The sequence below is a fragment of the Pseudomonas sp. SWI7 genome (assembly GCF_006351945.1).
Classification (GTDB): Bacteria; Pseudomonadota; Gammaproteobacteria; order Pseudomonadales; family Pseudomonadaceae; genus Aquipseudomonas; species Aquipseudomonas fulva.
The window spans coordinates 1,931,609-1,957,801 of sequence record NZ_CP040930.1; the positions used below are offsets into that span (position 1 = coordinate 1,931,609).

Genomic DNA, 26,193 nt, shown 5'->3' on the forward strand with positions numbered 1-26,193 from the left:
AATCGCAGAAACGACGAATTCAGCGCTGGTAGCCCATGCACTGAAAAAGAAATGTAGAAAAATGGCAGGGGCGGCTGGATTCGAACCAACGCATGGCAGGATCAAAACCTGCTGCCTTACCGCTTGGCGACGCCCCTGTATCGGATGCAGCTGAAGCTGCTCTGAAGATTCCAAGTAACTGACAACGCGTTGTTGTCTTGGAATGCGCGGCACTTTATCAACAATGTTTGGGTTTGGGAAGCCCTCTGATAAAAAAATTACCAAAAAACAGCGAGTTAGTCTTCAGCAGCGGTTGAGCGCTACCGTTCGTCGCATTCCTGCCCCTTCTCGTCAACGCAATCGCAAACCTTCATTCCAATGGTTATCGCCACTGTCATGCCCCAAGGAGGATGCCATGCCCGTATCACACGATTTGTACCAAGACCTGCACTACCCTCGTGAAATCGTTCAGCAACGTCGCCAGACCGATAAGGACCTGGACCGTTTGCTCGACGAATACGTCGACATCGATAACCAGGTGCTGGCCGCCGAATCCATCTCGGCAGGCAATTTCGAGGACGACGACCTTCGTCGCCTCAAGGAGCGCCGGTTGGCCGTGAAATACATGATCGAGAGTCAGCTGCAACTCAAAGCATGAGCTGCCCGTAGGCTGTGACCTATCGCAGCAAGCGATCAGTCGATGTCACTTTCTCGATTGGTCACACAGCCCAGGCTGGTGCAAGATCCTCGCTACCGTCTGTTACAAGGAAACGAGCCATTGCCCGCCTGGTTACCTGCCCCGCTGCGCCACCTTGGCAAGCGCCTTCGTCATCGTGCAGTGGCGCCGAGCAACGATTTGGCTGCCGCCTTCGATGACAAGGCGCGTCGATGCGGCTTCACGCTTAGCGAGAGCCAACGTCAGGCCATCATCTGCCTGTCCCAGCAGGTTGAACGGCACAGGACGGGGCAAGCGACGGGCGTGTACCTATATGGCCCGGTCGGTCGGGGTAAAAGCTGGTTACTCGACAGCTTTTTTCAATGGGTGCCCAACCCATCGAAACTGCGCTGGCACTTCCACGACTTCTTTGCCCGCCTGCATCACGGCGTGCACCGCCACCAAGCGACGGGCAATGCCATTGGCATCACGCTCGACGAGTTGACCGAACAAAACGACATCCTGTGCTTCGACGAATTTCATGTGCATGACATTGGTGATGCCATGCTACTGACTCGATTGTTCGAGGCCCTGTTCGCACGGGGCACGTTGCTGGTGCTCACCAGCAACTACGCACCTGAGGGGCTGTTGCCCAATCCGCTTTACCATCAGCGGTTCCAGCCTGTGATCGACCTGATCAACCGTTGCATGGTCATCAAGGAAGTCGGCGGTGAAACGGATTTTCGCAGCCTGCCGGTCAACCGGGCGCTGCAACGTTTCACGCAGGGCCGTTATGTCTGGCCCGGGACCGGTGCGCAGCGCCAGTCCCTGCACATGCCGAAGGGCCACGGCGATACCCTCATGGTCAATAATCGCCCACTACGCGTGCAGGGCGCTGAGGGTGACCAGATCAGGTTCACCTTCGAAGACCTGTGCGAGCAGCCCACAGCCGTGATCGATTATCTGGCATTGGCTCGGCAATATTCGCACTGGATCATCGAGGGCCTGGACGGTTTGGAGGCGTGTTCGCTTGCTGCCCAGCAGCGTTTCGTAAACGTGGTGGACGTGCTCTACGACCAGGATCGGCAACTGACCCTCATTGGCTCGCGCCCGCTGGCGGAAAGTCTCGAGGGATCGCTGCCAGACCTGATGCGCACCCGCAGTCGCCTTGGCCAGCTACAGCAAATGGGCCCCGCAGGCGCCGAAGGCTGAGCAGGGTCGGATTTGCCTTCTCAGCTTGCCCGCGCAAGCCCTGACAGCACCGCTTCGATTTCTTGGAGCACTGCCGGATCGTCCACTGTAGAAGGCGGCGTGTACGCTTGGCCATCGGCGATCTTGCGCAGCACCGCGCGAAGAATCTTGCCAGATCGGGTCTTGGGCAGACGCTTGACCAATCGGACTTGATTGAAGCAGGCCAAGGCGCCAATCTCCTCGCGGACGCTGGCCACGAGATCGACCAGCAGCTGCGATTCAACGATGCCGGCGCCGTCCTTGAGCACCACCAATGCCAATGGCACCTGCCCTTTGATGTCATCGTGAACGCCGATCACTGCACACTCGGCGACAGCAGCATGACGCGCGACTAGATCCTCCATCTCACCTGTAGAAAGACGATGCCCGGAAACGTTGATCACATCGTCCGTGCGACCCATGATGTAGACGAACCCGTCTTCATCGAGATACCCGCCGTCACCTGTGTGATAGTAGCCAGGGTACGTGCTCAAGTAGGCCTGGACATAGCGCGAGTGATCGCCCCACAACGTCTGGCTGCAGCCTGGCGGCAACGGCAGGGCGATGACGATTGCGCCCTGGTGATTGGGGCCGGCCAGATGCCCTTCGTCATCCAGCACCTGCACGTGGTACCCAGGCACCGCACGATTGCTCGACCCTGCTCTTGCCGCGCTCCCCTCGAGCCCCACGCAGGGCGCAGTCACCGGCCAGCCGGTCTCGGTCTGCCACCAGTGATCATGCACCGGCTTGCCGCTTACCCGTTCCAGCCATTGATGGGTACTGGAATCGAGTTTTTCGCCTGCCAGGAACAACTGGCGCAGTGAACTCAGGTCATGCTTGCGCAGCAGTTCGGCGTCAGGGTCCTCCTTGCGGATGGCACGCATGGCTGTGGGCGCACAGAACAGCGCATTGACCTTGTACTGCTCCACTACGCGCCAGTAGGCAGAAGCATCCGGCGTGCGGATGGGCTTGCCTTCGTAGAAGACGCTCGTGCAGCCGCACATCAGCGGCCCATACACGATCAACGAGTGCCCCACCACCCAGCCCACGTCGGAGATACCCCACCAGACATCGCCTGGCTGCATGCCGTAGACGGTGCGCATGGCATAGAGCAGCGCAACGGCATTACCGCCATTCTCGCGAACGATGCCTTTGGGTTTACCGGTGGTTCCTGAGGTGTACATGATGTACAGCGGGTCTGCCGCATCCAGCTCCACAGGCGCCACTGGCTGAGCATCGACGACAGCCTGAGCCCAATCCAGGTCTCGGCCTGCCTGCAACGGCGCTTGCGCATGGGGCCGTTGCCAGACCAACACGTTGCGCGGGCGGTGCTGGGCCAGTTCCAGAGCGCGATCGACCAACGGCTTGTACTCGATGACGCGCTCGAACTCCAGCCCACAGGAAGCGGTTAGCAGCAACACCGGGCGCGCATCATCGATACGCAATGCCAGCTCATTGGCCGCAAACCCGCCGAATACCACCGAGTGAACAGCACCGATGCGCGCGCAAGCCAACATGGCCATGGCGGCCTGGGGCACCATCGGCATGTAGATGATGACGCCATCGCCTTTTTGTACCCCAAGCTGGCGCAGCAGGCCGGCCAGTCGCGCGACTTCTTCGCGAAGCTGAAGGTAGGAGAGCGTCTGCTGGGTGCCGGTCACCGGGGAATCGTAAATCAGCGCCAACTGATCTCCCCGACCCTGCTCGATCTGGTGATCCAGAGCCAGGTAACAACTGTTCAATCGTGCGTCAGGAAACCACCGGTGAGTGCCATCGGCATTGTTCTCGAGAACCACGGTGGGTGCGCGGTACCACGCCACCGAGCGCGCCTGCTCTGCCCAGAAGGCGGCGGGGTCGGTAATGGATTGGGCGTAACTGTGCTGATAGCTCATGGTGAGTTGACCCGATGTTGTTGTTCTTGAAGGGCGAACGCTGAGTATGGATGTCCTGCACCCAGGCGCCAGGCGCGATATGGCCTAACTGACCTGCATTTTTGCAGCGTGGGCAAAAGCCATTCAATGCGGCGATAAACTCACTAGAATAGCGACCAGTTTTTACGGTGAGCACCTCAATGGACATCGATCAGGCCCGCACTTTTCTGGAGGTCGTGCGCAGTGGCAGCCTGGTGGCGGCTGCAGAGCGCCTGTGCGTGTCGCAGACAGCAGTCACCGCCAGGTTGCAGCGGCTCGAGCAGCAACTGGGCTGCACCCTGTTCACAAGAAGCCGGACTGGCGCCCGCTTGACCAGCCACGGCGAAGCCTTCGTCGGGTATGCCAACCAGCTGGTGCAGACTTGGGAGGCAGCACGACGCGACCTGCCCCTGCCACCGGGCTATCAGCAGGTGCTGCACCTTGGCGGCGAGGTGAGCCTTGGCAACCCGATGATGCTCGACTGGGTCACTGCGCTGTACCAGGAGCTTCCTGGCCAGAGCATCCACAGCGAAGTGAGCGATGGCGAATCATTGCTGCGCAAGGTGGAGATGGGCGTACTTGACGCCGCGCTGGTGTACCAGCCGATCTACGGGCCGGGCTTGCAGGTGGAGCAGCTGATGGAAGAAAAGCTGGTGCGGATCCGGCGGGTCGAGCGGCCGGAGCCGTACATCTACATCGACTGGGGTGAGGCGTTCCGCCGGCAACATGACGCCGCCCTGCCCGACTGCGCCCGCGCCGCACTGCGCTTTAACCTGGGGCCGCTTGCCTTGCAGTTCATCCTCGACAAGGGCGGGAGCGGCTATTTTCGCACGCGAGTGGTGCAGGCTTACCTGGACAGTGGCGTCTTCGAGCGCGTACCGCACGCGCCGGAATTTACCTACCCCACTTTTCTGGTCTACGCCCGCGAGCGTGACAGCGACGCGTTGCAACAGGCCCTTGGCATCCTGCGCCGGCTTATCGCAGCCGAGGCCAGCGACTGGTCACAACGCTGGGATCCGACGCTCTGAGGCATTGGCGCTGCTGAGCAACTGGCGCTTGAGCCCGGCGATCAGGTCGGTCTGGGTGACCACCCCTACCAGCACGTCGCCGTCGAGCACCGGCAGGCAGTGCAGCCCCTGCTCGCACAGCAGCGGCAGCAGGCGCTCCAACGGGTGTTGGCTGCTGACACTGACGACCCGGCGGCTCATCACCTGCGCCATGCGCACGGGCTTGCGCCCGAACAGCCCCCGCCAGCTCAAACGCGCCTGCTGCATCGCCGGGCCTACCAGGTCGCTCAGGCTGACGATCCCCACCAATGCGCCGTCCTGCACCACCGGCAGGGTCTTGACATGATGGCTGTCGAGCAGCTTCCAGGCTTGCTGCAAGGTGGTGTCAGGGCTGACGAACTGTACGTCCTTCGACATCACCGACGCCGCCGTGATGCCCCCTAGGCTGCGCTGCAGGGCGTGCTGCTCGGTGGCGAGGATGATGCGCTCCAACTCGTCACGGGTTACGTCGACGAACTCGCCCAACTCTTCCAACGCCTGATCCAGATCTTCACTGCGGATGCCAACGCGCTCACTTGGCAGCGGGTCGTGAGTGTGGTGCAAATCCTTACGCGGTGCAGCGCCTTTGGGGTAGCGCACACCGGTCAAGCGGTTATAGACGATGGCCACCGCGACGAGAATCAGCGCGTTGAGCAGTACCGGCTCCAGCAGATGGTCACCCAGGGCGGTCAGCCCTGGGTCGGCCAGAACCGCACTGACCGCCACTGCGCCACCGGGCGGGTGCAGGCAGCGCAGCAAGCACATCACCAGGATGGACAGACCCAGGGCCGCGGCAGCGACCCAAAGCCCGGGACCAAAACCGCCCCGCATTGCCAAGCCAACGATGCCGGCCAAGGCATAGCTGCCAAGCACTGGCCAAGGCTGTGCCAGGGGGCCTGAATGAACGGCGAACACCAGCACCGCCGAGGCTGCCAACGGCCCGAGCAGGTGCAAGGCGATATCCGGGCCATAAGCCAGGCTCGTGAGCCAGCCTGCCAGGAACAGGCCGACCAATGCGCCGACACCGGCACGCAGCCATTGGGTGGGAGGGATGTTCATGGGAGCGGGTAATAGCCACTGCAGAAGACGTTCGGTACGCGAGGCAGGCATGTCGTTTCGGGTTCTGTATAGGTCTGGACGAAAAAGGAACCGTAAGCCTTGGCCAGTGGTGCGCGGTATTGACAGTTGTCTTGGACGCCGGCGAGCGAAGGCTACGAGGAGCGATTCTGCCGAGCGACGTCGATTTGGGCTAATTCAAAAAAATGTGGCAGTGGTGCATTTTTTTTGCAGTACAGCTGTTTGCCTGCTGGGAAGGGGGAACCGGGCCGCGCTGTGGGACTCAGCGCTGGTCACAGGCTACGGCGCGGCAATTGGATATCCACACGCAATCCGCCCATCGGGCTTTCTAGCAGTTGCAGCTGCCCACCCCAGGCCTGGACGATGTCACGCACGATGCCCAGCCCCAGACCATGCCCATCGACTTCCTCGTCAAGGCGAGAGCCCCGTTCGAGCACTTGCACACGTTGCTGATAGGGGATGCCAGGGCCATCGTCGTCGACCCACAGCTGGTAATGGTCCTCGGAGGTTGCGATGCCCAGGTGTACCTCACTGTCCGCCCATTTGCAGGCGTTATCCAGCAGGTTGCCCAGCAGTTCCAGCATGTCTTCGCGATCCCAGGGCAGCAGCAGGCCAGATGGCACGGCATGGCTCAGCACCAGGCCCTCGCCATGGATCATGCCCAAGGTGCTCAGCAACCCTGGCAACTCCTCATCACAGGCAAATTGCGCACCTGGCAACGCATCGCCTGCCAGGCGTGCGCGGTTGAGCTCGCGGGCCAGGCGCTGCTCGATCTGCTGCAACTGCTCGCGCATCTGTGCACGGACCTCAGGCAAGCCCTGCAGGCGCTCGTTGGACGCCAGGCTAAGCAGTACCGCCAGGGGTGTTTTCAGGGCATGGCCCAGGTTGCCCAGTGCATTGCGCGAGCGTCGCAGGCTGTCTTCGGTATGGCTGAGCAAATGGTTGATCTGGCCAACCAACGGCACCAGCTCACTGGGTACTTGGGCATCGAGTTGGGAGCGCTGACCCTGCTGCAACTGGGCGATTTGCTGTCGAGCCCGCTCCAGTGGGCGCAGCGAGCGGGTGACGGTCATGCGCTGAAGCACCAGCACCAGGGCCAGCGCGACCAGGCCCATGCCCAGCCCAATTTGCTGAAGGCGCCGGAAGCCTTGGCGGACAGGCGAGTAATCTTGGGCGACACTGATGGATATATCCTGCCCCAGGCGCCGGTAATCAGCACGCAGCGTCAGCAACTCCTGCCCCTCAGGACCAAGCTCGTGCCGGTCCGACAGACCAGGGGCCGACGGTTTGGGCAGGTTCATGTCCCACAAGGAGCGTGAACGCCAAGTGCCTTGGGCAAAGTCGATGCGAAAGTAGTAGCCAGAAAACGGCCGCTGGTAAGCCGCCGAGATGCGTTGCTCGTCGAGCTGCATGCCTGCAGGCCCGCGCACCAGTGCTACCAGCAGGTTCTCGCTTTCGTTGCGCAGGCCGTTTTCCAGGTAGCGTTGCAACCCGGCTTCGAACAGCCATAGCGTCAGCTGCGCCAGTACCACCCCGACTACCACCAGCACGGCAATCAGGCCCAGGCTGAGCCGCGCCTGGATCGACTTCACGCAGCGCTCCCGGCGTATAGGTAGCCCTGGCCGCGCCGTGTCTCGATCACCGTACGGCCAAGCTTGCGGCGCAAGTGGTTGACGTGAACCTCGAGCACGTTGGAGTCGCGCTCGGTCTCGCCATCGTAGAGGTGCTCAGCCAGGTGGCTTTTGGACAAGATCTGCTGGGGATGCAACATGAAATAGCGCAACAGGCGAAATTCTGCAGCCGTGAGCTGAATATCGACGCCCTCGCGACTCACGCATTGGCGACGCTCGTCCAGATGCAAGCCGGCAGCTTCGAGCTTTGGCTGGTTGGCAAGCCCACGCGCGCGGCGCAGCAGCGCCTGAATGCGTAATTGCAATTCTTCGGGGTGAAAAGGTTTGCTGAGGTAATCGTCGGCGCCGGTCTTCAGGCCTTCGATGCGCTCGGCCCAGGAACCACGTGCCGTCAGGATGAGTACGGGTGTCAGTAGACCGCCTGCACGCCACTGCGCCAGGACTTCGAGGCCAGGCAACCCTGGCAGACCAAGGTCCAGGATGATCAGGTCGTACGGTTCGCACTGGCCCTGATAGACCGCATCACGGCCATCGGCCAGCCAGTCGACGGCGTACCCCTGACGCTGCAGCGCCGTGGTGAGTTCGTCTGCCAACGGGACGTTATCCTCGACAAGCAACAAGCGCATTCAGTCATCTTCCTCATCTTTGAGCAGGGCGCCAGTAGCAGCATCGAGCTTGATTTCCCGTACTACGCCGTCAACCGTCAGCAACTCGACCTCGTACTCATAGCGGTCGTCGTCTTCTTCAAGCTCTGCCTCCAGCAAACGCGCGCCTGGGTGACGGGCCATGGCCGTCTCCAGCAGGTGTTCTAGCGGTAGAATCACGCCCTTCTGGCGCAAAGCCAGTGCCTCATCCTGGTCCAGGTCACGGGCAGCGGCCAGCGAGCACGCGGCCAGCAGGGCGAGGGCCAGATAGCGCGCTGCCCGTGGTGGTGGGTTCATCAGTTGTCTCGCTCATCCTTCAGCAGTTCACCGGTCTTGGCATCGAAGGCCACGTCCCACTCCACATTCTGGGGATCGCGCAGTTCGACCTTGTACACGTAGCGGCCGTATTCGTCTTCAAGTTCCGAGTCCTTGACGGTGGAACCCGGGTGCTTGGCAATCGCGGCCTTCTTGAGTTCATCCAGGGACTTGATGGTCTTGTCGTTGACCAGTTTGACCACTTCGTCAGGCTGCACATCCTTGGCGAATGCAGCAGTGGCACCCAACGACAGGGCAGCGGCGGTGAACAGTGCAGTCAAGGTTTTCATCGTTCGTTTCTCCATAATGCTGTACACGTTGTCTACGCAATCAACATTAACCAGCAGTCCTTAACTCAACCTGAAAACAGCTGGCCGCATGATAGCGCAGCCGGCAGACACCCGGACACACCTCGAACTGCTGCATCACTCTATAATGCTGCGCCCGTCGCCGCAGAGGACCACCATGAGCGCCATACACGTCAAGTACCCCGCCCTTACCCTGAAGGCTGGCTATCGCGCCTTGCGCCAAATCAGAGAGCGCGGGCTGCAGGCTGTCGACGTCGGCGTGCTCCCAGGTGCAGCAGGGGGGCCGAAACCGTTGGGCATTCAGGGCCTGGACCTGGCGCTGTTCGGCCAGTTCCTGCCATCGGCCCCTCGCCCGCGCGCGCTGATCGGCGCATCGATTGGCGCCTGGCGCTTTGCAAGCGCCTGCCTTGACGACCCGGTTGCCGGGTTGCGGCGGCTAGGGGTGCTCTATACCGAGCAGGATTTTGCAAAAGGCGTCACCCCGGCCCAGATCACGCGCAGTTGCCAACGCATGCTCGATGACCTGTTGCAGGGTCGTGACGGCCAGGTGCTGGCGAACCCGGCGTACCGGTTGAACATCCTGGTCGTCAAAAGCCATGGCCAGCTCGCTCACGATCATCGCGGCCGACTGGGTATGGGCCTTGGCTCGGTGATCGCCAGCAACCTGCTGGGCAGATCTCGCCTGGCCCGACATTTCGAGCGCGTGATTCTGCACGACAGCCGCAGCCAGCCACCGCTTGATGCCCTGACGGATTTCCCGACGCGCTGCCTGCCGCTGGACCTGGCTAACCTGCGTCATGCCCTGCTTGCCTCGGGTTCGATCCCCATGGTCATGGAGGGAGTACGGGACATACCTGGAGCCGGCTCCGGTATGTACCGCGATGGCGGGCTGCTGGACTACCACCTTGACCTGCCCTACGGGGGCGATGACCTGGTGGTCTACCCGCACTTCACCGACAAGGTCGTCCCTGGCTGGTTCGACAAGGCCCTGCCGTGGCGCAAGGGCGATGCCAGGCGCCTGCAGAACGTACTGCTGCTGGCGCCCTCGCCGGCCTACCTGGCAACCCTGCCTCACGGGAAGCTGCCCGATCGAAACGACTTCAAGCGCTTCATGGGCGATGCACCGGCGCGCAAGCGCTACTGGTACAAGGCCATCGATGAAAGCCAACGCCTGGGCGATGAGTTTCTGGAATTGGTCGCCACCGGGCGGCTGCATGAACGACTGCAAGCCTTGTGATGGGCATGCTGGTAAACTGCGCGCATTATTGATTCAGACAGAGTTTGACTGCGTGGAAATCTTCAAAGATTCCACAGTGAATTCCCGCCGAAAACCGAGCGATACCACAGCCAGCCATGGCGCCCCAATAACGGCGCCATAGGCGTATCGCCTCGTACCACGCTATACCTTCCCAATCCCAAAAACGTAGTACATCATCCAGTACATCCAAACATCATCAAGAGGCAATGTACTAGTGGCGCTCACGGATACTGCGGCCAGGCAGGCCAAACCCCGAGAAAAGGGCTACACCCTGGCGGACTCGCTGGGGCTCTCGCTGTACATCGCTGAGACCGGGGTGAAAAGCTGGCACTTCAGGTTCACCTGGCTCGGCAAGCAGGCCAGGATTTCGCTTGGGACTTATCCAGAGATCGGTTTGAAGGAAGCGCGTGCGCGGAGGGATGAGGCGCGCGAAGAGGTTGCGCAGGGAATTGACCCGCGCGAATCAAGAAGGGAGAAGAAGGTCAAGCGCCTGGGCGCTCAGGAGAGGACATTCCGCCGCGTCTATGAGGAGTGGCTGGAGTTCAGGAGAGGTGGACTGACGGATTCAACGGTGAAGGTGATATCCAACGCCATGGAGTTGGACGCCCTACCCGTTTTCGGTCAGCGCCAGATAGACAGCATCAAGCGTGCCGATGTGATCACGCTTATTCGCCGGATTGAGCGGAGGGGATCCATCACTACCGCCGTCAAGACGCGACAGTGGATAGGTCAGGTGTTCAGGTATGCCGTGGCTATCGGCATGATTGAAATCAATCCCACGGCTGAGATGCATGCAGTCACCGAGAAGATGGCGCCGCACAAGAACCGGCCGTTCCTGGCCTTTTCAGAAATGCCGACCATCATCAAATCCATTGAGGAAAGCCAGTCAGGCCTGCAACTGCAATGCGCCACCAAGCTTTTGATACTCACTGCCTGCCGACCAGCAGAGGTACGCAAGGCGGAGTGGTCGGAGATCGACCTGGAGACGGCAACCTGGTCGATTCCAGCCAGCAAGATGAAGATGCGCCGAGATCATGTGGTGCCGCTCTCCCGCCAAGCAGTGCAGATCCTGCGGTCGATGCTGCCTATCTCCGGCAGCATGAAGTACGTCTTCCCTAATCGGACCGACGCCGTTCGACCGATCGGCATCAACTATGCGGTCAACCTTCTGGACAAGTGTGGCTACACCGGCCGGCAGTCTCCCCATGGTTTCCGCCACCTATTTTCCACAGAGATGAACAGCCGCGGCTACAACAAGGACTGGATCGAGCGCCAGCTGGCCCACGCGGACAGCAGCTCAATCCGTGACGTGTACAACCATGCCACTTATCTCGAGCAGCGTAGGGAAATGATGCAGGCATGGGCCGACATGGTGCTGCCTCAGTTAGGCGAATGATCCCGGATGCTGAACCGGACGACACCCCACACCTCGAACGTATCGCCCTCCATGATGTACCGAGACGGGTACTTTGGGTTCTCCGACCGTAAGACCAGCACACCGTGCTCATGGCACATGCGCTTGCAGGTCGGCTCGCCGTTCACCGCCGCGATCACGATGTCGCCGTGCTTGGCCTCGACGCTTCGATCAACGACCAGCAGGTCGCCGGAGTACATCCCGACACCCTGCATGCTCTCGCCCTCGATCTTGACCAGGTAGGTCCAGGGCGCACGGATTTGCATCAGGTCGTCAAGGCTGAGGAGCGGCAGATCGTCGATTTCGAAGTCAAGGGCGGTGTTCATTGGCGGGGCCTCCATACTGTATGAATGAACAGTATGGTATTGGCATGCAATGGGCCGAGCAACTGCCGAAAAGCGGGATGCGTTAGTGCGTAGGGGGTAGTTTGTTGCCCATCAGCTTGGAGACGGTGCGAAGCTGGTAGTCAGAAACGGCCTGGGCCAGGGACTCGGAACGGAGCCGAAGACGCTCTACCTCCTCGGCCGGCGCGCCGTAGTCTCTGGCTTCCCAGTACCGCTTGAGAGCTTCCATCGACTGCGCGATCAGCGGTTCGCCTGCCTCAACGGCAGCGGCAAATTCATCCTTGTCCATCGGGGATACCCTTATTTGGTCAGGGCATTATAGACAGACTCACACGCCAGGCCCGCTACTCGGCTTCGCTCAAGCGCTGTCGCGAGGCTTCCCGCCATTCGGTCAGCCTCTTCAAGCAATCCCCCGAGCACCACGACGGCAGAGGTTCCTGCCTGGCGCTGCTGGGTAGCGATGGCACCGCAGGTCGCAGATCGGCCGGCGCGCAGTCGGTCGATTTCCCCGCGCAGCCCGCCAGCAGCAGACTCAGCAGCAGTGGCGCGGCCAGTGACCTCCTCCAGTTTCTTGCGTGCATGCTCACCCTCCTCGTCTGCCGCTTTCTGGCGGCGCTGTTCTTCGGTTCTGGCCTGGGCCGCGGCGCGCCGGTCGCGCTCGGCTACCTGCAGGCGGTAATCGGACAGTTCGGTTCGGGCCTGGGCCGTATCGCTATGGGAAATAGCCACCCTGTACTGCTGGCCGCCGGCCACGACAACCAGCGCGATCAACCACCAGCACCAGGCCGGCACCGCGCCGAGCCAGGTCAAGCCAGAACCCCACCGAGCTTCTGCCACTGAGCCAGCAGCGCAGTCAGGGCCTTGGGATTCTGGTCGTAGTTGTTTCCCGGGAAACTTGCCCATTCGTTGGCGCACCTAGCTATCGCCTCACGGATCTTTCCATCCTTGATCAACTGAAGCGCGCCGCGTTCTCCCAACCGCTTGATGGCTGCTAAGTCCTGTGCCTCTGGCGTAAAGCGCCCCTTGAATCCGTAGCGCTTTACCAGTTCATCCCACGTGCCGGCGAGGAACTGGTAGCGACCAGCCGCGCTACTGGTGATCGGCTTTCCGTTGGAGAGCCGGGTGATCTTCTGGCGAGGGTGATCGGCATACCCCTGAAACAGGCCTTTGCCGAACAGAACGTTGTAGCCGTCGTCGCTACCCTTCACTGCTTGAGTGCCCTCGGCGAAGGCGATCAGATCCAGAAACCGGAGCACGTTTGCACCTCCGGCCTGAGATTCGGTGAGTCTGGCCATGCTTTTCTCCAGGCGAAAAAAAGCCCGCGATGAGCGGGCTGTGGTGATATAGGTGAGTTTTGGTCTCAAAAAAACCCGCAAAGAGCGGGTTTTGGCATGACTCAGCGGTTAGCCGATTACGTTCAAGACCTCTTCGGAATCCTGAATCGATCGGCCATCAAAGACGCGATGAGTAGTGATGACCTCTTGATGCTCGTCGATCTCGTCTAGCCATATGATCGACCCTATGACTTTCTCGTCCTGAAACTCTTCAATGCTGGTTTGGGCGAGAGCATGACCCTCAGGAAGGGACAAGAGTTCCGCGTAGCGCGTGTTCATTTATAGCTCCTAGAGCGCCTGGTGGCAGTCGGCGGGAATGCGCACCGAAAGGCATTTTTCGATGCCGGAGGCTACCATGTCGCTCGTCCAGGCCGCAATCCACTGCTGATGCCTCTAGGCTGGTGGAATCTCAGCTTGACATGCTATATTCGATGAATTTGGCGTAATAAACTGAATTATTTTCATGTAAGGCAATCATCATAATCTGACCTTACAATTTCAGCTGATAACGAATCTACTTTAAGTTAAGTGAATGGAATACTCGATGAGCGTGACAAGATTTGATTCAACAGTAAAAAGCCTAACTGACAACTGGGAATTTGAACTGCTCGTTGAGTTTTATCAAAAGCATGCAACGGAGTGCAACAAGCAGCTAGAGTTCTGTGTGCTTCTAGCTGATCTTGGCATGCTCGACAGACTTCACGCATATATAAAATCGCAAAAACTATTCAATCTCAAAGACATTGCTGAAGACCCGGATAACACGTACTCCAAAAGCAAAAATGCAAGATTGCTTCTGGATATTTACGAGTCAGATATGCTTCCATGTTTTGAGAGGCTCCCCACCAAAGCTACAGGCCATGACGCGAACCTTCTGAGAATGTCGTTATTTGATGACATCTCTGTTGTGGATAATTACATTTCTCAGAACAGCGAATCGTTGTTCGAGGTAGAGCAGAACCCCAAGACGCTCATGTATCTGACCTTCGCGCTAAATCAGGTATGGAAGCAATGCAGCAGGCCTAGAGCAACCATGGTTGCGCTGAACAACTATGCGTCATTCAAGAACCTTTCAGCTATCAGGCGCGCATATCTGACCAAGAAGATATCCGTGAATTCTATAGCATTCGAGGAAAATATATCTTTCCCGCAGCTTGGCTACAATGAGCTTCAGAAATTACTTGGAGCGATAGCGCCACAGAAAGCTAGGTATGAGGGAGCATCCAAAGTTTATCGAACAGTGTCACAAGCTGTTCTTCCACAGCTACAAAGCGACAGGTCAACCAAAATACTTGGTTCAGACGTGAGACCAAGAGTTGCTGTATGCATATCAGGCGTGTATCGGTGTGGCAGCTTAGCACTGGAAAGCATATTTGAGAATTTAGTTAAGCCTCTTCAAGCTGACATCTTCCTTCATTCATGGTCGGAAATGCAAAACTGGCCAGGGCTTGGCGGTGCTGGTGATGAATGGGTTATCAGAGCTTTCAATAAAGAAGCTTTGGCCAAATGCCCAGAACCCCTGAAGTCTAAGCGCCATTTCAAAGAAAAATTTCCGCGAACTTATAAAGCTCTAGATACCCCATCTTACTCAGGCTTTGAAACTTCTGGCCTTCCAGAGGGAATCAGATTCACAGGATCTTTGCTTGAAGACGACAAGGATGTTTTCCAGAAAAATGGGCTCGATATAAATGATTTCCTTTCGCTTGGCCTACCTAACCAGGCCAAGATGATTTATGGAATCTACAAGGCGCATGAGCTAGCGGTTATTCATGAGAAGAAACACGGATTTAGATACGACTATGTAATCCGCTGCAGGCCTGATGTCGCCTTGGTGAACAAGCTCAGTATGGCCGATCTCAACTCATTAAAGTCCGAGCAAATTGCAATGGAATTCACCAAGGAGTGGGGACCGCAGGATCAGTTTTGGTACGGGCAACGTGAGCCAGCACTGAAAATGGCGTCACTATGGACCGCATCCGTAGAGAGCAAGTCCCTGTCGCCTTTTCCTCAAGTCCCACAGATGAGAGCGCATAACCTGGTACTGGGGTGGATGACAGAATGTATGCTCGAGCCGACTCCGACACCTATCCGGCGCAACATGAATCTGGTGAATAGTCAGGCTACCCCTCCAAACTTCTCCGCAGCTCTCCTTGCAGATCTGCAGGCGGAAGCCAAGGAATATGCCGACAACCAGAAGGTCAGAGATTTCTTCACCTACCTCATGGGGTTTTCAATTAAGACTTGAGGCAGCGCATCCCTGCGCCGCTCGCGTCAAGCATTACCCATAGATACCCACGTACCACCGCTGGTTTTGCTACCAGCGGTGCAGTACCAGCCCTTGGGCTTTCCTGTACCTACAGCTGAGTTATAGCGGACGTCACCTTGACGGTAAGCGCCCGAGGCTGGCGGCGCTGTACCCCAAGTGATTCTTCGGACCTCATATGAGTCCCCTGTACCGCCATTCACAACCATCTCCCCAGTGCAGAACAAGTCAATGTCCAGCAACTTGTGGTTGGACCCTGACGTGATGTTGACCCCAACATTAGGCGCGTTGGCGTTTCCGTTGTCGCGGCTGTAGAGATTGCGGATAGTGCCGTTTGAGCAGCCTGCGAAGATCTGTGCTGCGCTTTGGGCGCCGGTTGCGCTGGCACCTCCTGTAACGTCGGTGTCCTCGATTAGGTACCCGTTGGTGGCGCCGATATAAAGCGGGTAGCCCTTGGTGTTTGTGACCTTGTTGCGGGCGATCACCAGCTCTTTGCTGTATCCCAAGCCATTGGCATAGCCAGTCAAGTCCGTGATCTCAATGCCGTTGACCTCGCTACCATCGAAGTCATTGTCGGTGATGGTAGCCAGAGCCGACCAATAAGCGGCGACAGCTCTGCGTGCACCACGCACTTTCAGGCGCCGGATAGAGTAGCCGACTGTGTGGTAGAGCGTGATCGCGTTCACAGCAATTCGCCCTACGACTTCGCCGCCCAGTACATTGATGTTGCGGTGCCGAGTGCCGGGGTCGGCCGTCGTGCTCATCACATCCGTATACAAGAATTCACCATCACCATTGTGATAGCAATCCTCAAGGAGCACTTCTTCGCAGGCTGCTGCAGGTGTCGCTGCGGAGGTTTCGGTGGCTGCGTAAGCTGGCTTGTAGTCCAGGTAAGCGAATCGTGCCGCTCCTGATTCAAGGCGCACACGGGAAACGCGCACATTTTTCCAAGCCTTCAGACGGAACAGGAATTTCACAATGCCATTGGCGACAACGTCTTCGACAACCAGCCCTTCGACCGCATGATCGACGCCTCCACCGCCACCGGTATGGTTGCCAATGAATGCCAGAGGCGCTCCATAGCTCTCACTTGGTCCAACGGTGCACAGGCGAAATCGAATGTTCTTGCTCTGCTTGGTGGCGTCTGGGTTGAAACCGATCTGGACGCTTTCTGGGTAATAGGTGGTATCACTCCCGCGAAGAGAGATGTCATACCCCAGGAAATCAGTCCGGGTCACTTCAAGGTTTTCCATTCCGTTCACGTCGATCGCGTGGAGGCCTGGCACGTCCTTGAGGATGACGTTGTCGATGATTCCTTTGTCTGCGTTCTCGAAGTACAGCAGGTTTGCTTGATACTTGGTGTATCCCGTGATTCCTGGGTTGCCATCCACGGTAAGGTCACGCAGGCCTGGATTCATTACGTTTCGCGTCTTGGGTGACCCAATACAAGTAGTGGGACCCATACGCTTGATAATCGTAAGGCGCTTTCCCGCACCCTTGAAGGTGACGTTCGGGTACCACATCAGGGATGAGTCAGCCAGGTTTGTGCCGTCGTTTCCTCCCAGTCTTCGTATGCCGATAACGCCCGCAGGCAGCGTCACCAGTCCAGCTCCAACCGACTCTGCATAGGCCCCTGCCCGGTTCAGGGCAATGAGGTTCTGCTCAGCCTGCGCGTAGCTCACTTCGCCTACGACCACGCCGAAGTCCAAAGCGTCGACCTTCGTCTTGAAGATATCAGCGATCGACCTCTTCACGGCCCCGGTGTAGACGTGTGCGTAAGATACCAGGGTGGCCCCTGTTGCAGCAGCGAGGGCAGCGGCTTTGATGAATGCGGCGGGAATCCAAGACTCCCTCAGACTGCCTGTTTCATCGGCGCGGGGAATGTCACCAGCGGCGGCGTCAACCGAGATCTCCGACTTCAGTTCATCAATAGCCTGCAAGCTTTCGTTGGCAGCCCAGCCTGATGCTCTGAAAATGAACTCTGCTTGGCTGACAGAGTTGAAATACCGATCCCCTATCTGGAGAGGCGTGCCGTCATCTCGGAGCTCCGGAGCCTCAGGAGAAGGCCCCAAGAACCTGGCCGACCGAGCTTGTGCCTCCGCCGCCACATCAACAGCCTGCTTAGCAGCATCTGCAACAGCCTGGACAGAATCTGTACGGGCAATGCTTTCGGGCAACCACTCAGGTTCCATCTTGCCTTGGCCATTGCCGAGTGGGATCAAACCCGGGCCGGGTACCACTGAGGCCGTCCCGCCGGTTACCACAGCCTCGGCATCCCGCGCGCTGGCAGCTGCATGTGCAGCGCTCGCAGCCGCCGCATCACGATCAGCAGCGACTTGCTCGGCAGCAGCCTTGGCCTCCGAGGCGCTTTCTGCCGACACCTGCTCAGAAAGCCCAGCTGCCAGCTGACTGCTAGCTGCTGCTTGCTCACTGGTACTCGCGGCGCTCTGACTTTCTTTTGCCGAGTCGGCTGAAAGAGAAGCTTCGTCTCTGGCTTCATCGGCCGCAGCTGCCGCGCTGACTACTTCTTGCCTTGCACGCTCAACTGCGACTGCATCTTGAGCCACTTGGGCAGCTTTGGCTGTTACAGATCCTGCATTTTCTGAAACTGTATTGGCATCGAGCTTGACCTGAGCTGCAAGCTCTTTGACGTTGCCCAGGTCTTGGCTTGTAGAGTCTCGTGCGTCTTGGATCTGCCCTAGCAACTGCACGGCCGCATCAATTTCCGGCCCGGTATGGGCGCTGTTGTAAGCCATGAATTTTTCTCCGGACATAAAAAAGCCGACTCGCGTCGGCTTGCATGTAGTTGGACTGTTCAGGAGATAGTCAAAATCAGGTTGCGCTCTAGCCCTGAAAGTGCGTCTACCAGAATGCCTGTGATCTGATGCGGAAATTCAATGTTCGCCGAGTACACCTGGACGGCCGGAGCAAGATTCCGCTCAACCCTGGCCACCGGCTCTGCTCCGTTCATAGTCACTTCCCATCCGCGAGTTGTTTTTGGCGTCACGCCGATGGCCAACAGCAGAACGTTTTGTAACTGAGTGGTAACGTCAACAGGGGCGGCGGGAGCGAGGTGCGCCTCTAGCTTCACAGTCGACCACCCCTGGGCCCGGAAAACCAGAACGGATACAAAGATTGAGTTTGATCCGGCGCGTGAGTAAGACGGCGGTGATAGCCCTACCGCAAACCGAGCCGTGCATACATAGTCCTGGCTAGCGGTAGACCAGCGCTGCCAACCAGCGGCGGCCATTGTGGTCGGGATGGATTCGTTGAGTGGTGACATGATCGTTACCACGAGGTCTCCTGGTTCCACACCAACCGGAAACTTTGCCTCTACAGTGGCTGACCCGCTTGCAAGCAGGCTGGTCGACCCGATGAACTCCCACGCAGACCACGGGCCAGGAAGGGCACCTCCCATCAATGCTGCCTCGATCATGCGCGAGCCCCTACGGATCCAACCCAACCATCGCCTATCCAGATTAGGATTACGGTTGTCCAAGCATTACCCAGCACGGGGACCTGGCTGTTGTTCCAGAGAATCCCCGTCGGCCAGGTGACGTTCGATTTGCCTGTGATGTGCAGCACTACCGACATTGCGCGGTTTGCAGCAGGCACATTGGCAAACGTCAGGACTCGCTGCTGAGTGGCGTTGATCTTGAAGACTTGGCTGACATTGAGGTCGAGCACAGCTGTTGTCGTAGCGACATCAAGGTCATATCGCCTCAGGCTGCCGGTGTATTCCACGCCAGAACCATCTGGCTTAGCCACCAGAGGTAGCCCACCCTTGCCAGTCAGTGCAGGGAGGCCAGCCGCCCCCTGCGCGGCGGCTGCTGCAGACTGGGCTGTATCACGGTAGCCCTTGGCAGCGTCAGCCTGAGCCTTCGCAGCCGCGGCCTGCTGGCCAGCAGACTCCGCACTCCTCGATGCTGATGCCGCCCGCTGTGCAGCCAGTTCAACCTGCGCCGCGCCGTTCTTGCTGGCAAGCTGAGCGCTTTCGGCTGCCGCCTCGGCCTGGTCGCCGATGTAATCAATGGACTGGTTCATCTGGTCCGCAAATTGCGGGAGAGCAGACATAAAGTTGTCGGCGAGCGTAGCGAACGTGCCGGCCGAGTTCTGCCGACTGGGGGCTTCCGGCAAGGGCGTGATAGTTGGTGTCGCCATCAGATGAGTCCTTCGACAGAAATTGAGCAGTCCGACGCCGTCGGGCCGCTGATGACCAAATTGAATTCCTTGTAGTAGCCGTACAGGATTGTCGACTGGTAGCTCGCCTCTCCAATCCATACCAGAGGCTTAGCCCGATACTTGCTGAGCAAGCGCTGCACTTGCGAGACCATGCTGGTAGGTACCATCACGTCAAATTCCGCACGCTTGGAGTAGTCGCGCTCAATGATGACTGTGTTGCCGAAATCATCCCGCTCCTTGCGGCTGTAGTCCGTGATCCCGACCGAGGTTCCATAGAGCGCTTCGCCAAGAACCGCGGCCTTACCCAGAATGAGCGCACCAACTCGAGCGATGCCCGATGGCTTTGCCACAGTGATGTCGATGGATCCATAGCTGCCTACAGGAACATCCAGCAGCACGAAGTCCTCGTTCACCTCCACCGGCGAAAAGAAGTAGTCGTACCAGTCGTTTATCCCATCGGTGGAAACCGGTGAGACGCTCGACTCATAGACGATCCCCTGATAGGGGTCCACCACTCGAACGTAGATCGATGCGGCATCCAGGCCGAAAAAGGCCAATGAATCAACCGCCCGACCAGGGGCGATGGTCAGCGAAATGCTTTCAGGATTGGTTGTGACCGTACCGATCTTGTCGTCGAACATCCTCCATCGGTTCGTTGGGCCCAGATCCAACCAGGTAGGCGGATCTGTAGGCTTGCCGGCGGGGCTTTTGTTGCTGCTGGCCACCAGTGCTTCATAGTTTCGATGATCGAGCATCACTACATCGCCGACCGCGTAGGATGTCGTCGATACCCACAATGGGTTGTCAGCCTCTGGCACATTGGTCAGCATCGACGCAACTTGGAAAGCCTGCCCAACCTGAGCCACCAGGGGCTCAGCATTGGGCTCAACAAGAAACGCCTCCATCACCGCCATGCTCGGGGTGATGTCGACAGGCTCAATGATCCTCACGGGTACAGCTCCTGTTCCAGTTTCTGTGGCAGAAGATCAGTGTTCTTGGCTGCTTTCTGGGTATTTTTGGCAATGGCGAATAGCGCAGCTTTAAGTTCAGCGCGTAGCTCGCGCACCTCCGTAGCAGTAACCCCACCCTGGCCACCACCAAGCATTGCGGCCGTTTGATCGGCGCTGTAAATCCGGCTTGGACCTGTGACTTCAAGCTCGGGGCCCCGCTCCCCCACCAAGCGCAGGCCACCACCAAAGCTGCCGCCGCTCGCATAACCCGGCACGCGTATGGTCTCGCCGTTCGCCGCGCCGGCCTTGGCAATCGTATCCATGAGATTGGCGTAGGTGACCGATCCATTGGCGAGGGCAGTAGTCCAGGCAGCTTGCCCAGATGCATCCAGGTCGCGACCAAGCACCGTTTGATAAACGGCACGCAGCAAAGCTACGTTGTTGTCGGAGGTGTTCTGCTGTGCGGCTCCAGCCGCTTTCACCGCAAGAGCAGCAGTGATCGCATGGCTGAGGCTGTCGACAGCAGAGGCGACCGAAACCACCGAGTTGTCCACGCCGTTCAGCGCATCAATCTGCGCCTGCGCCAGGCTCAGCTGTGCATCGTACTGAGCGATCTGCAGGTCATAGGACTTCTTGGCCTGATCGATCCGGGTCTGCAAGCTCTGGACGGACTTCTCCGCCGCGCTCAGCTGCTTGCCATTCGCAGCTTCCAGCTGGCTGACGATGTTCGCTGTGCGCCCCTGGTCGCGGTTGTACGCTTCGAGGGATGCGTAAGCGTCTGTGGTGTTGCGGCTGACAACACTCAGCGCATCATCTAGGCCGCTCACAGCAGCTAGAGACTTACCCGCCCTCACCGTGGCCAGGGCGCTGCCAAGCGTGGCCAAAGCCTGCGCTCGCAGCACCTTCACTGCATCATCAGAATCACCGCGCAGCGATTTCAGCGCATTACCTAAGCTTGAGCTGACAGCTGTGAGGTCGCTGACGTTCTTGCGTGCCGTCTGTGACATGTCGTTCAGCGAAGCAACTTGCGCATCGTATGCCTGGGTGAGCGCAGACTTCTGGGCATTTACTGCCCGCTGCACAGAGCTGAACGCTGAATTGACGCCATCTTGTAGAGCCTCGGCCACCTTGGCAGCTGCGTCAGCCGCCTCCTGTGCTGCTTTCGCTGTCGCGGCGGCAGCCGCATCTGCGGCTTCCTGAGCAGCCTGAGCAGCCTGGGCCGCCTTTTTTTCGAGGATGTCGTACGCCTGCGCTGCCGAGCCTGCCGCCCCGATTAAAGTCAGGTACATGCCCTGCCCGGCCTCGGTGGTGAGGTCTAGGGCCTCGACCATTTTGCGATACGCTTCCCGCGTTTCCGGCAGCGTGACGTTCATGTCCTTGAACTGCTGTCGCAGAGCAGCCAGCGTTTTGTCGGCCCGCTCGGACTCGCTGAAGAAAGCCCCGAAGTACCCATTGAGGCTCTCCGTGTAGGCCTCAATGCCGCCAGCCGCGGTGACCATGGCGTTAGCCAGCTCCATCGAATGCGGAGACAGCTTGAGCATGGCCACATCGATGAGCTCCAACGACTTGTTGAAGCTCTCGAACGTGGCAATACGCTGGCCAAGCTCGGCAAAGCTGTATCCGAAGCCACCTGAACCTTGATCGAGGTAAGTGACCATCTGGTCAGCGAAACCACTGAACAGATCATTGATAGCCGCCTGGATCTGCTCTTGGGTTTGGCCCTTGGTCGAGATCTGCTTGCGAGCGATGGTCAGGCCAGAGAAAGCACCCTCACCTACCGAAACTCCGATTCGCGCCAGTAAATCGACGACACTGTCCTGCGTCTCGCTATAGGTCTGCTCCAGGGCTGCCATGAACTCAGGATTAAGCGCAGAATACTGCGTGCGTTTTTTGCTCGAGCTGAACAGCCCGCCTTTTTTCTTCTGGTAGATGTACTCCCAACCTTGGAAGTCGCCGTCGCTCACGCCCAGCTCGAAACCGCCATCCTTGGTTTGCCACTTACCACCAAACAGAGCTGAGCTGACTTTCCCCAGAACTGCCGAAGCCAGTGTCGATCCGGTGAGCATGGCTGCCATTTTGCCGCCCACCAGCTTGGAGGCGATCTTGTCGGTCAGGCCCAGGCTGGCGAGCATGGTTTTGGCCAGAGGGTCGTATTTAACCAGGTCGAGATTTGTGACCTCACTGGTCTTGAATCTCACGCCTTGATCATAGAGCTTGCCGCTCTGATAGGCGCCAGTAATGGCCGCCACGACCCACCCAACAGGGTTGGAAGCCATAGCCGCCAATTGCCCCATGAGCCCAGTACTCACCCCTGCGGCTGCCCCACCTGCTGCAGCGGTGCCGGCGCCGGCATAGGCCGCTCCCCCAATCCCGATGCTGCTGCCGACGGTGGCTGCGCCCTGGGCAACCGCACCCTGAAGCGCCGCCGAGGTGGCTGCGTTGGCCGCGATTTGCGAGCTGGTCGACCCTAAGATCGAGCTCACAACGCTGCCAAATCCGCTGGAAAGACTGCTGGTCAGGCCGCTGAACAGGTTGGCGTAGTAGCTGTAGCCGCCATTGATGGCCCCACTCAAACCTCCAGACGCCCACCCGGAGGCCACACTCGAGCCCACGCCAGTGATAGCGCTGTACACCTTGTAGAGCATGTTCCCTGTGCTCGCCAAAGAGCTGAGCTGCCCAGTGCCACCCCCGCTTGACCCATTACCGAGCAGCTTGCCCCATACCGAGGAAAGGCCCTGACCATTGTCAGTGCCAGTCAACCAGTTGCTGATTGAAGCCAGAAGCGGCTTGGTGGTCAGCATGTGGACGATTTCGCCGAGTGTCTGCTTGAAGCCTTTCACTAGGTCATCCCATAGCGAACTGGCTCCACTACCAATGTTGGACCAGGCATTGGCAAACGCTTGGTCGACGCGGTCAATCGCACCCTCGGTCATCTGCCCCCAGACCGTGGATTTGCTGCGGTTGACCTCATACTCGTTGCCGAGCTTGGCCAGGGCTTCCTGGTAGGCAGCAGCATTCTCGGGGTACAGCGCGATGGCTGCGTTGAGCGCCTTTTGGTCTTCGACATAGTCCCTGAGCAGCTTTTGCTCGGGATACAGGCGGTCCATGAGCGATCCCGCTGATGAAGCCTGCTTGGCCACTTCGACCGCTTCAAGCTGGGCGCGAGTTGCCGCCATCAGCGCTTCATATTCTGCACTCGACTGAGCAATATCCTTCCCGCCAAGGGAAACCTTCATTGCCTTGTGTACGTTGTATTCAGCAAGTGCGGCGGCGCCTTTGAGCGTGGCCTTCGCCAAGGCTGTCTGGTCGTTCGCCTCCTGCTGAAGGTCGTACGCTTGCTTGCTGACCGCCAATTTGTCCTCAGCAGCCATCTGCTTTGAGATCGCAGCAGTGACCTCGGCGCGCGCGGCGGCGCCAGACCGCAGGAGTGCCTCTTCGACCTTCTGCTTCAGAGCGAACTCGCGAGAACGATCGGCTCCAGCAAGGTAGGCCGCTGATAAGCCTTCAGCTGAGGCGATCGCCAGGCCAGCCTGGGTCTTGAGGTCAGAAAGAGCCTTGGCTTGGTTCTTTGCCTCGGTGGCTCCCTCCTTGACTGCACTCGTGGCACTCTTCGTGGCCTTGGTCGCCGCTTCATCAGCAGCTTTCTGCGCATCCTTTGCCGCAGCCGCCGAGCGGATTGCAGCAACCATGTCATCAGTGAGCAGCTTATTTTCTTCGATGAACCGGTTGGCAGCCTGGAGCGCCGTCTTGTCTTGGGCCGTGGCCAGCTGCTTTTGTAGCTGCTCAAGGTACTTCTGACCTTCGCCGGCAGCCGATGCCTTGGCAGCCGCATTCTCACGCTCCGCCCGGGTGTTGTCATCCGTAGCACCAGTCAGCTCGGAGAACGCTTGCTTTTGATTCTGCAGAAGCGCACTCAGCTCGGCCACGGGCTGCTGGCTGGACTCCAAGGTCCGCGCCATCTGCTCCGTAACGCCTGGCATCAAACGCAGTTGATCAGCCACCGCCTTCCAGTCAACGGTTATGCCTGCGGCCTGATCCTTCGATGCCTTGCGCACCAAGTCCAGCGCAGCCTGAGCTTCAGCCGGCAACTTCACCAGGCTGGCCATCAACCCGTCAGCGCCCGCGGCACCCATGTTGCGCAGGTCGGATTCAAACTTGTCAGCCATCGCCCCAGACATCTGGGTCAGCTTGTCCTGAGTGTCTGCAATTGTTGCCTGAAGCTCACGCAGGGTAACGGACTGCGTCGCCCTGTTGAGCTTGTTGAAACGCTCAGCGAGCTTGTCTATTGGATCGGCTAAATCGCCGAGCTTCTTCTCGAGGGAGCCGGTGCTGTCCCGCAGGGTTAGGAAAGCAGTCGCGGCACTTACCGCCAGCAGCGCAATCCCAGCAGGACCGCCAAGCAAACCGAGCAATGTACGACCGGTGCCGACGATTGCGCTTTGTGCAGCCCCCACGGCGGCCGTGGCGCGAGCCTCAACCATACGAGCCTCAGCGAGCTGTAGCGCAAGCTGCTTCTCCACTGCCATGCCGCTGATGCGAGTTTTGGAAGCCGCCAGCTCCTTCTCAGCTAAGAAAACGGCGGTTTGGGCCTTCCGCTGATCTGCCTGGGCAGCAAGCAGCACAGTGGCCGCCTGCGCACGACGCGCCATGGAATCTTCAATAGCCGCCTTCGTGGCGAGCACAGACCCTGCTGCAGAAGCGGCCAATGACCGGGCGTATACAGCCAAAGCACCGGCAGCGGCAACGCCCGCGATTTCGGCGATAGTCCCGAAATTATCGGCCAGCACCGATATCCCGGACGCGAGCACTCCAGTGAGATCAGTTGATTCATTCAGCTGACCCACGTAGACGGTGAAAGCGTTGTTCAGCGCCGTCAGGGCATCGCGGACGGCAACTCCCATGCTGTCAGCCAGCAGGCCGTTTGCAGCAGCGCTTTTCTGTAGACCCTCAGTGAGGATGTCGAGGCTAAGCTTTCCCTGCGCCCCAAGGCTTCGGATCTCTTCGGCACTTTTGCCAGTTGCCTCAGCGATGGTGTCCACCACGGTCGGCATTGCCGCGAGAATGGACTGCCAGCCGTCCGCATCGAGCTTTCCGGTCTGCAGCGCTTTGGAATACGCATCGATGGCTGAGCTGGCTTTATCGACAGAAGCCGAGTTGGTCACCAACAGGTAGCTGAAACTATCCATGACGTCCATGGATTCATCAGCGCTGAGCCCCATCGAGCGCAGGCTATCCGCTGTGCGGATGTATAGCTCCTGGGCTTCCTCCAGCGGCCGGTAGGTCCGGTTCGCCGTGGCAAGCAGGCGATCTTGGACGGCGTTGTACTCGCCGAAGCTCTTGGTAGCCAGGCCTATACGATCCGACATCTGGGAGTAGGAGTCGGCTGCCTTGAGGATCGAGCCCACGGAAACAGCACCGACCGCCGCTGCTAGGGCGCTCTTGAGCAGGCCCCCGGCGTTCTGAGCGCTGGCACCTACACGATCAAATGCGTCGTCTACGCGCGCAAGGCTCGAATCCATCCGCTTGGACGTTGACGCAACCGCCGACTCACCCCGTGCGATCTCCTGGCGCAGTTGAGCCGTGGTGGCCTCAATGCGTACCAGCATGCCTTGAACGTCAGTATCTGCCATGTTGCCCCCGGGCGATAAAAACC

At 59.0% G+C, this 26,193-nt stretch carries 22 protein-coding genes and 1 tRNA gene; 6 read left to right on the forward strand and 17 right to left on the reverse strand.

All coding sequences use genetic code 11. The features are described 5' to 3' along the window. Positions 1–62 precede the first annotated feature (62 nt). Positions 63–137, reverse strand: a tRNA-Gln gene (locus tag FH041_RS08705). A gap of 257 nt (positions 138–394) precedes the next feature. Here FH041_RS08705 and FH041_RS08710 point away from each other — a divergent pair. Both FH041_RS08710 and zapE read left to right on the forward strand, forming a co-directional pair. Further along, positions 395–637, forward strand: a complete 243-nt coding sequence (locus FH041_RS08710) for a hypothetical protein (protein ID WP_027914627.1) — start codon at positions 395–397, stop codon at positions 635–637. Positions 638–757: 120 nt separating this feature from the next. Continuing rightward, complete coding sequence (gene zapE, locus FH041_RS08715) at positions 758–1,846, forward strand: cell division protein ZapE (protein ID WP_028686947.1); 1,089 nt, start codon at positions 758–760, stop codon at positions 1,844–1,846. Between the two features lie 20 nt (positions 1,847–1,866). Here the strand turns inward: zapE and FH041_RS08720 are convergent, their stop codons facing one another. Beyond that, positions 1,867–3,756 carry a propionyl-CoA synthetase gene (locus FH041_RS08720; RefSeq protein ID WP_028686946.1) on the reverse strand — a complete coding sequence of 630 codons (1,890 nt, stop codon included), beginning with the start codon at positions 3,754–3,756 and terminating at the stop codon, positions 1,867–1,869. A gap of 179 nt (positions 3,757–3,935) precedes the next feature. On the opposite strand from FH041_RS08720, the gene FH041_RS08725 reads away from it, so the two are divergent. Continuing rightward, positions 3,936–4,802: a LysR family transcriptional regulator gene (locus FH041_RS08725; protein ID WP_028686945.1), complete on the forward strand. Its 867-nt coding sequence runs from the start codon at positions 3,936–3,938 to the stop codon at positions 4,800–4,802. Here the strand turns inward: FH041_RS08725 and FH041_RS08730 are convergent. The 5 genes from FH041_RS08730 to FH041_RS08750 all read right to left on the reverse strand — a co-directional run bounded on the left by FH041_RS08730 (position 4,776) and on the right by FH041_RS08750 (position 8,777). Next, positions 4,776–5,930: an HPP family protein gene (locus tag FH041_RS08730; protein ID WP_028686944.1), complete on the reverse strand. Its 1,155-nt coding sequence runs from the start codon at positions 5,928–5,930 to the stop codon at positions 4,776–4,778. The genes FH041_RS08725 and FH041_RS08730 overlap by 27 nt on opposite strands. A gap of 239 nt (positions 5,931–6,169) precedes the next feature. Next, complete coding sequence (locus tag FH041_RS08735) at positions 6,170–7,489, reverse strand: sensor histidine kinase (RefSeq protein WP_028686943.1); 1,320 nt, start codon at positions 7,487–7,489, stop codon at positions 6,170–6,172. Beyond that, positions 7,486–8,154: a response regulator transcription factor gene (locus tag FH041_RS08740; RefSeq protein WP_027914621.1), complete on the reverse strand. Its 669-nt coding sequence runs from the start codon at positions 8,152–8,154 to the stop codon at positions 7,486–7,488. Before FH041_RS08740 ends, FH041_RS08735 begins: the two co-directional genes overlap by 4 nt. After that, positions 8,155–8,469, reverse strand: coding sequence for a PepSY domain-containing protein (locus tag FH041_RS08745; protein WP_027914620.1), 315 nt, complete (start codon positions 8,467–8,469; stop codon positions 8,155–8,157). Then, positions 8,469–8,777: a PepSY domain-containing protein gene (locus tag FH041_RS08750; RefSeq protein ID WP_027914619.1), complete on the reverse strand. Its 309-nt coding sequence runs from the start codon at positions 8,775–8,777 to the stop codon at positions 8,469–8,471. Before FH041_RS08750 ends, FH041_RS08745 begins: the two co-directional genes overlap by 1 nt. Positions 8,778–8,952: 175 nt before the next feature. Between FH041_RS08750 and FH041_RS08755 the strand changes: the two genes are divergently transcribed. Together FH041_RS08755 and FH041_RS08760 are read left to right on the forward strand one after the other, a co-directional pair. After that, positions 8,953–10,032, forward strand: coding sequence for a patatin-like phospholipase family protein (locus tag FH041_RS08755; RefSeq protein WP_028686942.1), 1,080 nt, complete (start codon positions 8,953–8,955; stop codon positions 10,030–10,032). Between the two features lie 235 nt (positions 10,033–10,267). Continuing rightward, positions 10,268–11,449, forward strand: a complete 1,182-nt coding sequence (locus tag FH041_RS08760) for a tyrosine-type recombinase/integrase (RefSeq protein WP_140174400.1) — start codon at positions 10,268–10,270, stop codon at positions 11,447–11,449. Here FH041_RS08760 and FH041_RS08765 read toward each other — a convergent pair. The 5 genes from FH041_RS08765 to FH041_RS08785 form a co-directional block, all read right to left on the reverse strand. Continuing rightward, the gene (locus tag FH041_RS08765; RefSeq protein WP_140174401.1) at positions 11,434–11,808 is read right to left on the reverse strand and encodes a LexA family transcriptional regulator; all 375 of its coding nucleotides are present in this window, start codon (positions 11,806–11,808) and stop codon (positions 11,434–11,436) included. The two genes, FH041_RS08760 and FH041_RS08765, sit on opposite strands and share 16 nt — an antisense overlap. Positions 11,809–11,875: 67 nt before the next feature. Continuing rightward, positions 11,876–12,100 (reverse strand): hypothetical protein, encoded by a 225-nt coding sequence (locus FH041_RS08770; RefSeq protein ID WP_140174402.1) that lies wholly within the window; start codon positions 12,098–12,100, stop codon positions 11,876–11,878. Between the two features lie 11 nt (positions 12,101–12,111). After that, complete coding sequence (locus FH041_RS08775) at positions 12,112–12,621, reverse strand: DUF2514 family protein (protein WP_140174403.1); 510 nt, start codon at positions 12,619–12,621, stop codon at positions 12,112–12,114. Further along, positions 12,618–13,106 (reverse strand): glycoside hydrolase family protein, encoded by a 489-nt coding sequence (locus FH041_RS08780; protein ID WP_140174404.1) that lies wholly within the window; start codon positions 13,104–13,106, stop codon positions 12,618–12,620. The genes FH041_RS08775 and FH041_RS08780 overlap by 4 nt, the downstream gene beginning before the upstream one ends. 108 nt (positions 13,107–13,214) lie before the next feature. After that, positions 13,215–13,424 (reverse strand): hypothetical protein, encoded by a 210-nt coding sequence (locus FH041_RS08785; protein ID WP_140174405.1) that lies wholly within the window; start codon positions 13,422–13,424, stop codon positions 13,215–13,217. Positions 13,425–13,689: 265 nt separating this feature from the next. Here FH041_RS08785 and FH041_RS08790 point away from each other — a divergent pair, with 265 nt between their 5' ends. Then, the gene (locus FH041_RS08790) at positions 13,690–15,390 is read left to right on the forward strand and encodes a hypothetical protein (RefSeq protein ID WP_140174406.1); all 1,701 of its coding nucleotides are present in this window, start codon (positions 13,690–13,692) and stop codon (positions 15,388–15,390) included. A gap of 26 nt (positions 15,391–15,416) precedes the next feature. Here FH041_RS08790 and FH041_RS08795 read toward each other — a convergent pair whose 3' ends face one another. The 5 genes from FH041_RS08795 to FH041_RS08815 are packed head-to-tail and all read right to left on the reverse strand — an operon-like array spanning position 15,417 to position 26,170. Beyond that, on the reverse strand, positions 15,417–18,164 hold the full coding sequence (locus FH041_RS08795) for a right-handed parallel beta-helix repeat-containing protein (RefSeq protein ID WP_140174407.1): 2,748 nt from the start codon (positions 18,162–18,164) through the stop codon (positions 15,417–15,419). A 59-nt stretch (positions 18,165–18,223) separates the two neighbouring features. Beyond that, positions 18,224–18,844: a hypothetical protein gene (locus tag FH041_RS08800; protein WP_140174408.1), complete on the reverse strand. Its 621-nt coding sequence runs from the start codon at positions 18,842–18,844 to the stop codon at positions 18,224–18,226. Continuing rightward, on the reverse strand, positions 18,841–19,569 hold the full coding sequence (locus FH041_RS08805; RefSeq protein ID WP_140174409.1) for a hypothetical protein: 729 nt from the start codon (positions 19,567–19,569) through the stop codon (positions 18,841–18,843). Before FH041_RS08805 ends, FH041_RS08800 begins: the two co-directional genes overlap by 4 nt. Further along, positions 19,569–20,540, reverse strand: coding sequence for a hypothetical protein (locus FH041_RS08810; protein WP_140174410.1), 972 nt, complete (start codon positions 20,538–20,540; stop codon positions 19,569–19,571). Before FH041_RS08810 ends, FH041_RS08805 begins: the two co-directional genes overlap by 1 nt. Further along, positions 20,537–26,170: a tape measure protein gene (locus FH041_RS08815; RefSeq protein ID WP_257225425.1), complete on the reverse strand. Its 5,634-nt coding sequence runs from the start codon at positions 26,168–26,170 to the stop codon at positions 20,537–20,539. Before FH041_RS08815 ends, FH041_RS08810 begins: the two co-directional genes overlap by 4 nt. Positions 26,171–26,193: the final 23 nt, after the last annotated feature.